Annotated in this window: 10 protein-coding genes and 2 pseudogenes; all 12 read left to right on the forward strand. The window is 66.7% G+C overall.

Annotated features, from left to right (window positions below; translation table 11 throughout):
- The first annotated feature begins 29 nt into the window (after positions 1 to 29).
- The 12 genes and pseudogenes from OR16_RS06815 to OR16_RS06870 all read left to right on the forward strand — a co-directional run bounded on the left by OR16_RS06815 (position 30) and on the right by OR16_RS06870 (position 13,559).
- The gene (locus OR16_RS06815; RefSeq protein WP_006157222.1) at positions 30 to 410 is read left to right on the forward strand and encodes a cupin domain-containing protein; all 381 of its coding nucleotides are present in this window, start codon (positions 30 to 32) and stop codon (positions 408 to 410) included.
- Positions 411 to 412: 2 nt separating this feature from the next.
- Positions 413 to 3,301 (forward strand): heavy metal translocating P-type ATPase, encoded by a 2,889-nt coding sequence (locus OR16_RS47215; protein WP_081488705.1) that lies wholly within the window; start codon positions 413 to 415, stop codon positions 3,299 to 3,301.
- A pseudogene (gene cueR / locus OR16_RS06825) lies at positions 3,298 to 3,791 on the forward strand (Cu(I)-responsive transcriptional regulator). The gene OR16_RS47215 and the pseudogene cueR overlap by 4 nt, the downstream one beginning before the upstream one ends.
- A gap of 50 nt (positions 3,792 to 3,841) precedes the next feature.
- Positions 3,842 to 4,789 (forward strand): alpha/beta hydrolase, encoded by a 948-nt coding sequence (locus tag OR16_RS06830; protein WP_043418832.1) that lies wholly within the window; start codon positions 3,842 to 3,844, stop codon positions 4,787 to 4,789.
- Positions 4,790 to 4,959: 170 nt separating this feature from the next.
- Positions 4,960 to 6,672 carry a GMC family oxidoreductase gene (locus OR16_RS06835; protein WP_006157226.1) on the forward strand — a complete coding sequence of 571 codons (1,713 nt, stop codon included), beginning with the start codon at positions 4,960 to 4,962 and terminating at the stop codon, positions 6,670 to 6,672.
- Between the two features lie 333 nt (positions 6,673 to 7,005).
- Complete coding sequence (locus tag OR16_RS06840; RefSeq protein WP_006157227.1) at positions 7,006 to 7,782, forward strand: ABC transporter ATP-binding protein; 777 nt, start codon at positions 7,006 to 7,008, stop codon at positions 7,780 to 7,782.
- Positions 7,783 to 7,791: 9 nt separating this feature from the next.
- Positions 7,792 to 8,517: an ABC transporter ATP-binding protein gene (locus OR16_RS06845; RefSeq protein ID WP_006157228.1), complete on the forward strand. Its 726-nt coding sequence runs from the start codon at positions 7,792 to 7,794 to the stop codon at positions 8,515 to 8,517.
- Positions 8,518 to 8,612: 95 nt separating this feature from the next.
- On the forward strand, positions 8,613 to 9,821 hold the full coding sequence (locus OR16_RS06850) for an ABC transporter substrate-binding protein (RefSeq protein ID WP_006157229.1): 1,209 nt from the start codon (positions 8,613 to 8,615) through the stop codon (positions 9,819 to 9,821).
- Between the two features lie 190 nt (positions 9,822 to 10,011).
- Entirely contained in the window at positions 10,012 to 10,896 is an 885-nt protein-coding gene (locus tag OR16_RS06855; RefSeq protein WP_006157230.1) for a branched-chain amino acid ABC transporter permease, read from the forward strand.
- Between the two features lie 8 nt (positions 10,897 to 10,904).
- Positions 10,905 to 11,881, forward strand: a pseudogene (locus tag OR16_RS06860) (branched-chain amino acid ABC transporter permease).
- Between the two features lie 322 nt (positions 11,882 to 12,203).
- Entirely contained in the window at positions 12,204 to 12,722 is a 519-nt protein-coding gene (locus tag OR16_RS06865) for a hypothetical protein (protein ID WP_237716969.1), read from the forward strand.
- Between the two features lie 78 nt (positions 12,723 to 12,800).
- A complete protein-coding gene (locus OR16_RS06870) occupies positions 12,801 to 13,559 on the forward strand; it encodes a sulfite exporter TauE/SafE family protein (protein WP_006157234.1) in 759 nt (252 codons plus the stop codon).
- The last annotated feature ends 249 nt before the right edge of the window (positions 13,560 to 13,808 follow it).

The raw sequence follows: 13,808 nt of genomic DNA on the forward strand, positions 1-13,808 counted from the left end.
GACATTCCCTGGCACACACGGAGATAACCATGGCGATCAACAAGCTTCACGATGAGTTCCACACCATTGACCTGGCGAGCGGCTGGGAGGTGCCGGAGGGCTATCCCGCCGGCATCCAGCAAAAGATCCTCTCAGGCTCGCTCGACGAAAGCGGCGGCCGCGGCAGCCGCACCCGCCTGCTGCGCTTCCAGCCCGGTGTATTCACCACCGCGCCGTTCGTGCATCGCTACTGGGAGGAGGTGTACCTGCTCAGCGGCGACCTGACCGTCGGCAACGACGAACAGGGCGAGGGCGGGCAGGCGTTCGATCCGCACACTTATGCCTGCCGTCCGCCGGGCGCCTTCCACGGGCCCTTCAAGTCTAACGCGGGTTGCATGCTGCTGGAAATCCACTACTTCGACCCGGCCTGATCATGGCAGCGACCGTGGATTCCGCGATGCGCCAGCTCTCGGCGGGCACCGCCGATGCGGCGTCCCTGCTGGCGGGCTGTGTCGAGCGCGCCTGCAATCCCGGCGGGGAGGGCGCCCGCGTTTTCCCGCACGGCGTGAGCATGGCCGCGTCGAAGCAGGCCAGGGCAAGCGACATGTTGCGCGGGCAGGGCGTAGCCGGGCCGCTGTCGGGCTTGCCGATCTCGGTCAAGGACCTGTTCGACGTGCAGGGCGACGTCACGCGGGCCGGTGCGCGCGTGTTGCCCGAACAGGTTGCCGCGGCGGATGCGGCCGCCATTGCGCGGTTGCGCGCGGCCGGCGCGGTATTTGTCGGCCGCACCAACATGACCGAATTCGCGTACTCCGGGGTTGGCATCAATCCGCACTACGGGACGCCCCGCAATCCGTTCGAGCGTGCGGTTGGCCGCATTCCCGGCGGTTCCTCGTCCGGGGCCGCGGTGTCGGTGACGGACGGCATGGCCGTGGCCGCGATCGGCTCGGATACGGGCGGCTCGTGCCGGATTCCCGCGGCGCTCTGCGGCATTGTGGGATTCAAGCCCACGGCGCGCCGGGTGCCGCTGCAGGGAACGGTGCCGCTGTCGCCCAGCTATGACTCGATCGGTTGCCTGGCGCGGACGGTTGCCTGTTGCGCCGCGCTCGACCGGGTCATGGCGGACGAGCCGGATGGGCCGGTGGCAGCGCGTCCGGTGCGTGGCCTTCGGCTGGCGGTGGCAAGGAATGTAGTGCTCGACGGGCTTTCCGGAGAAGTCGCCAGCGCCTATGAGCGTGCCCTTGGGCGGCTGGCGGCAGCCGGCGCGGTGCTGCGCGAAGTTGCCTTCGATAGCTGGGACCCGTTGCCGGAACTGGGCATCAACGGGGGCCTGGTGGCGGCCGAGGCAAGCGCGTGGCATGCCGAACGGGTTGCTGCCCTCGGGGATCGCTATGACCCGCGTGTGCTGTCGCGTATCCGCATGGGCGAGCAGCAGAGCGCCGCGGACTACCTGCGCACGCGCGCCCGGCGAATGGCCTTGTGCCGGGAGGCGCAGGGCGAAATGAAAGGGTTCGACGCCGTGGTGCTGCCGACCGTGCCGATCGTGGCGCCGCGCATCGCCGACCTGGCCGATGACGCTGCATTCTTTAGTGTCAACCGGCTGTTGCTGCGCAACCCCGCCATCGCCAATGTGCTCGACCTGTGCGCCTTGAGCATGCCGTGCCATGAGGCGGGCGATGCGCGCCTTGGCAAGTGGCTTGAAACGCGCGCCAAGCGCCAGACGGCGGACGCCATCCGCGCACTCGCCGCGTTGCGCCCCGATAGTGCGATTGTGCGCCGCGACGGTGTGGAGGCAAGCGTGCCGCTGGGCTCGGTACGGGTCGGAGACGAGATCGTGGTGCTGCCGGGCGCACGCGTGCCGGTGGACGCCAAGGTGATCGAGGGCAGCAGCCATGCCGACGAATCGATGCTGACCGGCGAGAGCCTGCCGGTACCCAAGGAGCCCGGTGCCCTGCTGACCGGTGGCGCCATCAACTATGAGGGCCGCCTGGTGGCGCGCACGGTAGCGGTGGGCGCGGAAACGGTGCTGGCGCGCATCATCCGCATGGTCGAGCACGCGCAGGCGGCCAAGGCGCCGATCCAGCGCATGGTCGACCGCGTGAGCGCCGTGTTCGTGCCGGTGGTGCTGGGCATCGCGCTGGCGACGCTGCTGGGCTGGGGCCTGATTGGCGGCAACTGGGAGACGGCGTTGCTCAACGCCGTGGCGGTGCTGGTGATCGCCTGCCCGTGCGCGCTGGGCCTGGCGACGCCGACCGCGATCATGGCGGGCACGGGCGCGGGTGCGCGCGCCGGCATCCTGATCAAGGACGCCGAGGCGCTGGAAGTGGCGCACCGGGTCAAGGTGGTGGCGTTCGACAAGACCGGCACGCTCACGGTGGGCAAGCCGGAAGTGGTGGCGCTGGCAGTGCCGGCGGGCGCGGGTGACGACGGGGAGCAACGCTTGCTGGCGCGCCTGGCCGCGCTGCAGGCCGGCAGCGAGCATCCGCTGGCGCACGCGGTGCTGGCAGCGGCGCGCACGCGCGGCATCCACGCGCCGACCGCTACCGATGTGCGCGCATTGCCCGGCATGGGCTTGTCCGGCAAGGTCGATGGCGTGGCGCTGCAGCTTGGCAGCGAGCGCCTGCGCGCGTCGCTGGGCGCAGCGGCGGGTACGCTCGAAGCGCAGGCGCAGGCACTGCAGCAAGCGGGCCGCACGGTATCGTGGCTGATCGAGACGGGCGCGCAGGATGCGTCGCCTGTGCCAAACCGCGTGGCAGGCCTGGTTGCCTTTGGCGACGCCATCAAGCCCGGCGCGCGCGGCGCGATCGAGCGGCTGCGAGCCGCCGGCGTGCGCACGGTGATGCTGTCCGGCGACAACAAGGGCGCCGCCGCGCGCGTGGCCGAGACGCTGGGGCTGGACGAGGTGCAGGCGGAAGTACTGCCGGCCGACAAGGCCGAGCGCGTGAACGGGCTCAAGGCGGGCGGCACCGTGGTAGCGATGGTGGGGGATGGCATCAACGATGCGCCGGCGCTGGCCGCGGCGGATGTCGGCATCGCGATGTCGACCGGCACCGATGTGGCCATGCATGCCGCCGGCATCACGCTGATGCGCGGGGACCCGGCGCTGGTGGCCGACGCGCTGGCGATTTCGCACCGCACCGTGCGCAAGATTCGCGAGAACCTGTTCTGGGCCTTCTTCTACAATGTGATCGGCATCCCGCTGGCGGCGGCCGGCCTGCTCAACCCGGTGGTGGCCGGCGCGGCCATGGCCTTCTCCAGTGTGAGCGTGGTCGGCAATGCACTGCTGTTGCGGCGCTGGAAGCCGGCGGGAGAGAAAGCATGAATATCGGCGAAGCGGCACAGGCTAGCGGCGTTTCCGCCAAGATGATCCGGCACTACGAGTCCATTGGCTTGCTGGCGGCACCGCCGCGCGCGAGGGCGGCTACCGCCGCTACGATGCGCGCGCGGTGCACACCTTGCGCTTCGTGCGGCGTGCCCGTAATCTCGGGTTCTCGCTGGACGAAATACGCGGGCTGCTGTCGTTGTGGCACGATCGCGCACGGGCCAGCGCCGACGTCAAGGCGCTCACCTTGCGCCACGTGACGGACCTGGAGCAGCGCATTGCCGAGCTTGCCGCCATGCGCGACACGCTGCGCCAGCTGGCCGAGGCCTGCAGCGGCGATGCGCGGCCCGACTGCCCGATCCTCGCGGATATGGCGCAGACGGGATCCGGCCTCGAGGTGGAGGAAGTGGAAACCGGCACCGGACCCGGCAGCGTTGGCGTGGTGCCGGCCTGCCATGGTTACGGCGAGGACAGCACCGCGGCCTCCTAGTCATGGCAGGCCGGCGGCACCGTAGCGGAACACAGATGGAGATCAACCGAATGGATCGACCGAGTACCGCTGCTCCCGCCGAGCCGGCCGCCATCGGCGCCGATGGTGCCGGCCCTGCCGTGGCGGCCCCCGCGCGGCCCGTCACCCCGATCGAAAGCCGCCAGCGCATGCGCGACGGCACGGAGCTGCTGCTGCGCACCTGGCAGCCCGATCCCGAGCTGTTCCCGGAACCCGCCGGCTCGCTATTGCTGGTGCACGGCCTGGCCGAGCATTGCGGCCGCTACCAGCACGTGGCGCAGCTGCTGTGCGGCCTGGGCTTGCGCGTGCGGGCCTACGACCAGCGCGGCCATGGCGCCAGCGGCGGTCCGCGCATGGTGGCGGAGCATGCGGATGTGTTCGTCGAAGACCTCACCGAAATTCACGACGCCGCGGTGGGCCAGTGGCAGGAGCTGCCATTCCTGCTCGGGCACAGCATGGGCGGGCTGGTGGCGGCGCGCTTCGCCACGGCGCGCGTGCGGCCCATCCGCGCGCTCGTGCTGTCATCGCCGGCCCTGGCCTTGAGGCTGTCCGGCCCGATGCTGGTCTTGCACCGCATGCTGCTGGCGCTGGTGCCGCGCCTGCGGGTGCCCAACCCGATCGATGCGCGCTACCTGTCGCACGACGCGGTGGTGGTGGCGCAGTACCGCACTGATCCGCTGGTGCAGGGCACCATCAGCGCCGGCGTGCTGGAGTCGTTCGTGCGTGGCATGGCACAGGCGCAAACCGATGCGCCCCTGCTGGAAGCGCCCATGCTGATGCTGGTGGCGGGCGACGATCGCATCGTCGACCCGGCCGGCAGCCGCCGCTTCTTCGACACCGCGCCGCCCGACCTGCGCGACGCGCGCTGGTTCGACACCGGCTACCACGAGATCTTCAACGAGGCACAGCCGCTGCGTGGTGAGGTATTCGCCGCGCTCACCGACTGGCTGCGCAAACATCTGCAACCGCCGGCCGCGTGAGCGTGCATGATGCGTTCCTGGCTGCCGTCGCCTGAACCATCGCGCGCATCCGCGGCCCAAGCCTGGCATGCCGCGCAGAGGCGCGGGCATTTGCAATCCCGGCGGGACGGTCCCGCGCGGACCCATCATCAACCTTTCCAAACGCGGCGCAAGGCATGACAAGAGAAAGCATGGAGACTTACGACTACATCATCGTCGGCGCCGGATCGGCCGGCTGCGTGCTGGCCAACCGCCTGACCCAGGATCCCGAAGTGAGCGTGCTGCTGCTTGAGGCCGGCGGGCGCGACGACTACCACTGGATCCATATCCCGGTGGGCTACCTGTACTGCATCGGCAACCCGCGCACCGACTGGATGTACCGCACCGTGGCCGAAGCCGGCCTGGGCGGCCGCTCGCTGGGCTACCCGCGCGGGCGCGTGCTGGGTGGCTCGTCGTCGATCAACGGCATGATCTATATGCGCGGGCAGCGCGAAGACTATGACAACTGGGCGCGCCTGACCGGTGACGACGGCTGGCGCTGGGACAATGTGCTGCCGCTGTTCAAGCGCAGCGAGGACCATCATCGCGGCGGCGACGAATTCCATGGCGCGGGTGGCGAATGGCGGGTGGAAGGGCAGCGCTTGCGCTGGGACATCCTGGAGCGTTTTATCGATGCCGCGGAGCAGGCCGGCATTCCGCGCACCGAGGACTTCAATCGCGGCGACAATTTTGGCGTGGGCTACTTCGAAGTCAACCAGCGCCGCGGCATTCGCTGGAATACCGCCAAGGCGTTCCTGCGCCGCGCGGCGGAGCGGCCCAACCTGACCATCGTCACCGGCGCCCAGGTGAGCGCGCTGACATTCACCGGGCGCCGCTGCAGCGGCGTGGATTATCTCGGCGGCGGCAAGCCGTTCACGGCGGCAGCGCGCGAGGAAGTCATCCTGGCGGCGGGCGCGGTCAATACGCCGCAGTTGCTGGAACTGTCTGGCATCGGCCAGCCCGAGCGGCTGCAGGCGGCGGGCATCGCGGTGCGCCACGCGCTGCCCGGCGTGGGTGAAAACCTGCAGGACCACCTGCAGCTGCGCAGCGTGGTCAAGGTGGACGGCGTGCGCACGCTCAATACGCGCGCGGGCAGCTGGTGGGGCAAGCTCGGCATCGGCCTGCAGTATGCGGTCAACCAGAGCGGCCCGATGAGCATGGCGCCGTCGCAGCTCGGCGCCTTCGCGCGCTCCGATGCATCCTATGCGCGGCCCAACCTCGAGTACCACGTGCAGCCGCTATCGCTCGACAAGTTCGGCGATCCACTGCATCGCTTCAATGCGTTCACCGCCAGCGTGTGCAACCTGCGCCCGACCTCGCGCGGCAGCGTGCATATCGCCGATGCGGATTTCCGCCATGCGCCGGTGATCGCGCCCAACTATCTGACGACCGATGCCGACCGCAAGGTCGCGGCGGATTCGCTGCGGCTGACGCGGCGCATCGTCGCTTCGCCCGCGCTCGCGCCCTACAAGCCGCGGGAATGGCTGCCGGGCCCGGCGTTCGAGACCGACGAGCAACTGGCCCAGGCCGCGAGCGAGATCGGCACCACCATCTTCCATCCAGTGGGCACCTGCCGCATGGGCCGCCCCGATGACCCCGAGGCGGTGGTGGACCAGCGCCTGCGTGTGATCGGCATCGATGGGCTGCGCGTGGTCGATGCCTCGGTGATGCCGTTGATCACGTCTGGCAACACCAACTCGCCGACCATCATGATCGCGGAGCGTGCCAGCGACATGATCCGCGAAGACCGCCGCCGGCGCATGGCCGGGATGGACGCCGCCACCGGCGCGGCAACGGGGAGCACCAGCCTGGCAACCGCCGGCGCCGCGGCGAATGCCAAGGCGGGAGCCGCGACACAGACCTGACATCTGGTTCATGTTTCATAATCAGTGCAAACCCGGATGTTTTGCGACGCAGCAGACGCACACAATAGACGCCCAGATGCCGTGCAGCACCGCTCACATTGGCGCGCCCCCCCAAGGGCGCGTCGCGCGTTCCGGGAGGGCACGGTACGGTGGCGATCAACGCAGCAAATAAAGCAATAAATAAAGACTAGCGGCGCTAACGCCGCAAGGCACGGGGAGCGCGACTGGATTGGCGTGACCTGTGCGGTAGTGGTGCGACCGGCATCACAGTTCTGACCATTTGACGGTGCCGACCAGAAGCCGGCGCCGCAGCAAGAGGGCGGGCAGGAGACCATGAATCAGCAAGAAACGATCCTGGAAACGCGGAACCTCACCAAGGAGTTCAAGGGGTTCACCGCGGTAAGCGACGTCAATCTCAAGGTGCGGCGCGGCGCCATCCATGCCTTGATCGGCCCCAACGGCGCCGGCAAGACCACCTGCTTCAACCTGCTGACCAAGTTCCTCGAGCCGACCACGGGCACGATCCTGTTCAACGGCATCGACATCACCCGTGAAAAACCGGCGCAGATCGCCCGGCGCGGCGTGATCCGCTCGTTCCAGATCTCTGCCGTGTTCCCGCACCTGACGGCGCTGGAGAACGTGCGCATCGGGCTGCAGCGCCAACTTGGCACCTCCTATCATTTCTGGCGCAACGAAACCACGCTCGACGCGCTCAACGCGCGCGGCATGGAATTGCTGGAGCAGGTTGGGCTGACCGACGTGGCGCAGACCGTGACGGTCAACCTGCCGTACGGCCGCAAGCGCGCGCTCGAAATCGCCACCACGCTGGCGATGGAGCCGGAGATGATGCTGCTGGACGAGCCGACTCAGGGCATGGGCCACGAAGACGTGGCGCGCGTGACCGAGCTGATCCGCAAGGTGGCGGTAGGGCGCACCATCCTGATGGTCGAGCACAACATGAATGTGGTTTCGTCGATCGCCGACAAGATCACGGTATTGCAGCGCGGCGCGATCCTGGCCGAGGGGCCGTACGCCGAGGTATCGAAAGACCCGCGCGTGATGGAGGCCTACATGGGCACCGTCGAAGCCGAACTGCAGGGCGCGCACTGAGGAGCCAGGATGAGCACAACGCCCGCACTAGAAATCAAGGACCTGCACGCCTGGTACGGCGAATCGCACATCCTGCACGGCGTGGACCTGACCGTGAATGCCGGCGAGGTGGTGACGCTACTGGGCCGCAACGGCGCCGGACGTACCACCACGCTGCGCGCCATCATGGGCCTGACCGGCCAGCGCAAGGGCTCGATCCGCGTCAACGGCACCGAGACCATCGGCATGCCGACGCACAAGATCGCGCACTGTGGCATCGGCTATTGCCCGGAAGAGCGGGGCATCTTCGCCAGCCTGTCGTGCGAGGAAAACCTGCTGTTGCCGCCGCTGCTGAAAGGGCAGGGCACCAGCGCGGTCACCGGCATGAGCGAGGCCGAGATCTACGAGATGTTCCCTAACCTGAAGGAGCGCCGCCAGAGCCAGGGCACGCGCCTGTCGGGTGGCGAGCAGCAGATGCTGGCTGTTGGCCGCATCTTGCGCACCGGCGCCAACCTGCTGCTGCTTGACGAGATCTCCGAGGGCCTGGCGCCCGTGATCGTGCAAGCGCTGGCGCGCATGATCCTGATGCTCAAGAAAAAGGGCTACACGGTGGTGATGGTGGAGCAGAACTTCCGCTTTGCCGCGCCGCTGGCCGACCGTTTTTATGTGATGGAACACGGCACGATCGTCGAGCGCTTCGCGGCTGCGGAGCTGCAGGCCAAGATGCCGGTGCTGAACGAACTGCTTGGGGTCTGATTCGGATCGGCGCGCGGCGCTGTCATGAATCGCAGGCATTGTTTTAGGGCAGGAACGGGTGGCGTCAGGTGCCGCCGAAACTAAGGAGACAGGCAATGAAGATGACTCGGCTGGCGGTCGCTCTGGCGGCTATCGTAACGGGCGTGGCAATGGGTTCGGCATCGGCGCAGGTCTCGGGCGATACCGTCAAGATCGGCTACATCACCGACATGTCGGGCTTGTACGCCGACATCGACGGCCCGGGCGGCCTTGAAGCCATCAAGATGGCAATCGAGGACAACGGTGGCAAGGTGCTGGGCAAGCCGATCGAACTGGTCTCGGCCGATCACCAGAACAAGGCCGACATCGCGGCATCGAAGGCGCGCGAGTGGATGGACCAGCAGGGCCTGGACGCGCTGATCGGCGGCACCAATTCCGCCACCGGCCTGGCCATGAACAAGGTGGCATCGGAGAAGAAGAAGGTCTACTTCAATATCGGCGCGGGCTCGGCCCGCCTGACCAACGAAGAGTGCTCGCCGTACACCGTGCACTATGCCTATGACACCGTGGCGCTGGCCAAGGGTACCGGCAGCGCGGTGGTCAAGCAGGGTGGCAAGTCGTGGTTCTTCCTGACCGCCGACTACGCCTTCGGCCATTCGCTGGAAAACGATACTGCGGCCGTGGTGAAGGCCAACGGCGGCACGGTGGTGGGTTCGGTGCGCCATCCGCTGTCGGCATCGGATTTCTCGTCGTTCCTGCTGCAGGCGCAAGCGTCCAAGGCGCAGATCCTGGGCCTGGCCAATGCCGGCGGCGACACGATCAACTCGATCAAGGCGGCCAAGGAATTCGGCATCACCAAGACAATGAAGATCGCCGGCCTGCTGATGTTCATCAACGACATCCACAGCCTGGGCTTGAAGAACACCGAAGGCCTGCTGATGACCGACAGCTGGTACTGGGACATGAACGACGATACGCGCAAGTTCGCCGCGCGCTTCTTCACCAAGATGAAGAAGATGCCGAGCAGCTTGCAGGCCGCCGACTACTCCGCTGCGCATACCTACCTGAAGGCGGTCGAGGCGGCCAAGACGGATGACCCGGACAAGGTCATGGCCGAGCTCAAGAAGATGAAGATCAACGACTTCTACACCAAGGGCTACATCCGCCAGGACGGCCGCGGCATCCACGACATGTACCTGATGCAGGTGAAGTCGCCGGCCGAGTCGAAGAAGCCGTGGGACTACCTGAAGGTGGTGGCCACGATCCCGGGTGAGCAGGCTTTCACCACGGTGGCGGAATCGAAGTGCGCGATGCTGAAGAAGTAAGCGTGTGAACTGAGTTGATTTGACTTGAGTTTGTGTTGAGTTGATTGAGGTATGGCGCCCCCGCCCGAGGCCGTTGCATGTTGACCGGGATCGGGAGCGGGGGCCAGTGTCTTTCTTCGCTTCATTTTGACAGCGCCTGCCTGGCGGGGAACGACGAATCCCGGCTGGTGCGCAAACGGTAACGCCTGCGATGGACATCTTCGGTATTCCTCTGCCCGCCATGCTGTCCCAGTTACTGCTGGGACTGGTCAACGGTGCCTTTTATGCGATGTTGAGCCTTGGCCTTGCGGTCATCTTCGGGCTGCTCAACGTCATCAATTTTGCCCACGGGGCGCTGTTCATGCTCGGCGCGGTCCTGGCCTGGATGGGCATGGAGTACGCCGGGCTCAACTACTGGACGATGCTGGTGCTCTCGCCGCTGGCGGTGGCCCTGATCGGCATCGCGATCGAGCGCACCATGCTGCGCTGGATCTACAAGCTCGACCATATCTACGGCCTGCTGCTGACGCTCGGCATTACGCTGGTGATCGAAGGCATCTTCCGCTCGATCTACGGGGTGTCCGGGCTGCCCTACTCGGCGCCGGAGGTGCTTGGCGGCGCGACCAACCTGGGCTTCATGATGTTGCCGAACTACCGCGCCTGGGTGGTCGCGGCGTCGCTGGTGGTGTGTTTCTCCACCTGGTACCTGATCGAGAAGACCAAGCTGGGCGCCTACCTGCGCGCTGGCACGGAGAACCCCAAGCTGGTCGAAGCGTTCGGCGTCAACGTGCCGCTGATGGTAACGCTGACGTATGGCTTCGGCGTGGCGCTGGCGGCATTCGCCGGCGTGCTGGCGGCACCGGTGATCCAGGTCTCGCCGCTGATGGGGCAGAACCTGATCATCATCGTGTTCGCGGTGGTGGTGATCGGCGGGATGGGCTCGATCATGGGCTCGATCCTCACCGGCCTCGGTCTGGGCGTGATCGAGGGCTTGACCAAGATGTTCTACCCCGAGGCCTCGGCCACGGTGGTGTTCCTCATCATGGCGATCGTGTTGATGTTGCGCCCGTCGGGGCTGTTTGGAAGGAGTCAATGATGGGAACGATGGGTCAGTCAACCAAGAACGTGTGGTACGGATTGCTGCTGGCAGCGCTGGTGCTGGCGCCGATGGCCGGGGCATATCCGGTGTTCGTGCTCAAGGTGCTGTGCTTCGCGCTGTTCGCGTGCGCGTTCAACCTGTTGGTCGGCTATGCCGTGCTGTCGTTCGGCCATGCGGCCTTCTTCGGCGGCGCGGGCTATGCGGCGGGCCATGCCATGAAAGTGTGGGGCGTCACGCCGGAAGCGGGCATGGTGCTGGGGACGCTGGCCGGCGGCCTGACCGGCTACGTGTGGGGTTGCTGGCGATCCGGCGCCAGGGCATCTATTTCTCGATGATCACGCTGGCGCTGGCGCAGATGCTGTTCTTCTTCTGCCTGCAGGTGCCCTACACGGGTGGCGAGGACGGCTTGCAGGGTATTCCGCGTGGCAAGCTGTTCGGTGTGTTGTCGCTATCCAACGATCTGACGCTGTATTACGTGGCGCTGGCGATCATCGTGGCGGCCTTCGCGCTGATCGTGCGAACCGTGCATTCGCCGTTCGGGCAGATCCTCAAGGCGATCAAGGAAAACGAGCCGCGCACCATTTCGCTGGGCTACGATACGGACCGATTCAAGTTGATGGTGTTTGTGCTGTCAGCGGCTCTTTCCGGGCTGGCCGGCTCGATCAAGGCACTGGTGCTGGGCTTTGCCACGCTGACCGATGTGCACTGGTCGATGTCGGGCTCGGTGATCCTGATGACGCTGGTGGGCGGCCTGGGCACGCTTTCCGGGCCGCTGGTCGGTGCGTTCGTGGTGGTGGCCCTGGAGAACAAGCTGGGCGACATCGGCAACTTCCTGGCCTCGACGACGGGCATCGAGTGGTTCGGCTCACTGGGCGAATCCGTCACCATGGTGACCGGCGTGATCTTCGTGATCTGCGTGCTGACGTTCCGCCGCGGCATCATGGGAGAGTTGCTTGCGCGCTTTGGGAAGCCCCGGGAGTGATCGTGGGGCGACATGCCCGCTTTTGGGGCTAGGGTTTCTTCTAGCTTGCTCGAAACGCACCGCTTCGTTACATTCCATATACGGTTTTCGCAGGTTAAATGGAGGCGGAAGCGAGGAGACGACAGGCGCGCAGTCACTAGGCTGCAGTGTCAATATAAGATAAGGGCGTTGCTGGGTGATCCTCGGCAACGCCTTTTTTAATGTCCGTTTCTATGCCCGTTTCTATGCCTGATTCTGGTGCGTGATGATTGCGCCATGCGGGATCCTCAGCAGAGCGCACCCAGTGCGCATGCGACAATGCGGCCTTGCCATTGGGCCCGCCATGCGTTCAGATTGCCCCTCTCCGCTTCCTTCCTCGCCTGAATCTGCCAGTCCCCTGGCCTCCGTACGCCTGGCCGGCACGGCCGATGCGCACAGCCTGGGTGCCTGGCTGCAGTCGCGGCACCCGTTGCCCGTAGCGGCGGCGCGCGCCCGGCAGGCGCTGCTCGAGGGGCTGCTGGCGCGGCCCGAGCGTGGGGCCTGTGTGGTGGTGGAAACCACCGCTGGTCCGCAATGGCTCGGGTGCCTGCCTGTCACGCTCGTGCCCCACCTCGAACTGGCCGGCCTCGCGGCGCTTGCCACCGAATGGTGGTGCGGCGGCGTGCTTGCGGGCCAGGACGCCGCCTTGCTGCTGGATTGCTGTGGCCTGCTGGCCGACTGGTGCCGCGCGCATGGTGTGCGCCACCTGTTGCTGGCACCGGCGCTGCTGACGGCTGCGCAAGCAGCGCCGGCGGGCTTTGTGCCGCATGGCAGCGGCTTGTGGCATCTGAATTTGTCGCCAGCGGCCAAGATGCTGGGCTGACGCTTCCAGCGCGCCGGCCGCGCCTGTTCCTGTTGCTCCCCCTGCCTCCGTTTTCTCCTCTTTCGTCTCCTCGCGTCCATGGAATTCGCGTTTCTAGCGGTTGCCGCTTTTCTTGCTGGCCTGATCGATGCTGTCGCCGGCGGCGGCGGGCTGGTGCAGATCCCCGCGCTCTTTTCGGCCTATCCCAATATGCCGCCGGCCACGCTGCTCGGCACCAGCAAGGTCGCCTCGCTGGCCGGCACCACCAATGCCGCGTTGCGCTATGGCCGCAGTGTGCGCATCTACTGGGGCGCGACGCTGCCGACGATGCTGTCGGCCTTTGCCTTCTCGATGGCGGGCGCTTATGCGCTAACGCTGATCCCCGCGGAGCCGCTGCGCAAGTCGCTGCCCTTCATCCTGGTGACCCTGCTGGTGTATACGGTGGCCAAGAAGAGCCTGGGCACCGAGCATGCACCGTCGCTCTCGGGCGGCAGGGAACGCGCCGCGGCCTTGCTGGCGGGAGCCGTGATCGGCTTCTATGACGGCGTGTTCGGGCCTGGCACCGGCAGCTTCCTGATGATCGTGTTCGTGCGCGTGTTTGGCTACGATTTCCTGCACGCCTCGGCCTCGACCAAGGTGGTCAACCTCGCCACCAACCTGGCGGCCTTGCTGCTGCTGGCGGCGAAGGGCCACGTCTGGTGGCAGCTCGGGCTGGTCATGGCTCTGGCTAACGTTGCCGGCAGCCAGATCGGCAGCCGCCTCGCGCTCAAGCATGGCAGCGCCTTCGTGCGGCGGGTGTTCATCGTGGTGGTGGCCGCGCTGATCGTGAAGACCGCCTGGGATGCCTTTGGCGGCTGAGCGTCAAGTTGCAGCCGTGTCGCTTGCATGCTGCGATGCGGGTTAATCCCGCTACCCCGGCGATATGCCTGTTGCTAGACTCGCTACGCATTCCCGACCGTGCGGTCGGTGAATGAGCGGCCGGCAAGGCGTGCCATGGAACGGTTTGGCAGGTCGTGCCGAGCGCCGCCGGGGATCACGCGCAGGACGGGAGATGGGGCAGGGCGGATTCGCATTCGGATTCGCCAATTGCCCCGGGGTAGCAGACCG

The sequence above is a fragment of the Cupriavidus basilensis OR16 genome, assembly GCF_000243095.1.
In the GTDB taxonomy this organism is placed as follows: domain Bacteria; phylum Pseudomonadota; class Gammaproteobacteria; order Burkholderiales; family Burkholderiaceae; genus Cupriavidus; species Cupriavidus basilensis_D.

What these genes read in the sequence shown, in the direction of transcription:
- OR16_RS06865 (WP_237716969.1), top strand. Translation starts at nt 12,204, where the DNA reads ATGCGTTCAGATTGCCCCTCTCCGCTTCCTTCCTCGCCTGAATCTGCC.
- OR16_RS47215 (WP_081488705.1), top strand. Translation starts at nt 413, where the DNA reads ATGGCAGCGACCGTGGATTCCGCGATGCGCCAGCTCTCGGCGGGCACC.
- OR16_RS06855 (WP_006157230.1), top strand. Translation starts at nt 10,012, where the DNA reads ATGGACATCTTCGGTATTCCTCTGCCCGCCATGCTGTCCCAGTTACTG.
- OR16_RS06850 (WP_006157229.1), top strand. Translation starts at nt 8,613, where the DNA reads ATGAAGATGACTCGGCTGGCGGTCGCTCTGGCGGCTATCGTAACGGGC.
- OR16_RS06830 (WP_043418832.1), top strand. Translation starts at nt 3,842, where the DNA reads ATGGATCGACCGAGTACCGCTGCTCCCGCCGAGCCGGCCGCCATCGGC.
- OR16_RS06835 (WP_006157226.1), top strand. Translation starts at nt 4,960, where the DNA reads ATGGAGACTTACGACTACATCATCGTCGGCGCCGGATCGGCCGGCTGC.
- OR16_RS06840 (WP_006157227.1), top strand. Translation starts at nt 7,006, where the DNA reads ATGAATCAGCAAGAAACGATCCTGGAAACGCGGAACCTCACCAAGGAG.
- OR16_RS06815 (WP_006157222.1), top strand. Translation starts at nt 30, where the DNA reads ATGGCGATCAACAAGCTTCACGATGAGTTCCACACCATTGACCTGGCG.
- OR16_RS06870 (WP_006157234.1), top strand. Translation starts at nt 12,801, where the DNA reads ATGGAATTCGCGTTTCTAGCGGTTGCCGCTTTTCTTGCTGGCCTGATC.
- OR16_RS06845 (WP_006157228.1), top strand. Translation starts at nt 7,792, where the DNA reads ATGAGCACAACGCCCGCACTAGAAATCAAGGACCTGCACGCCTGGTAC.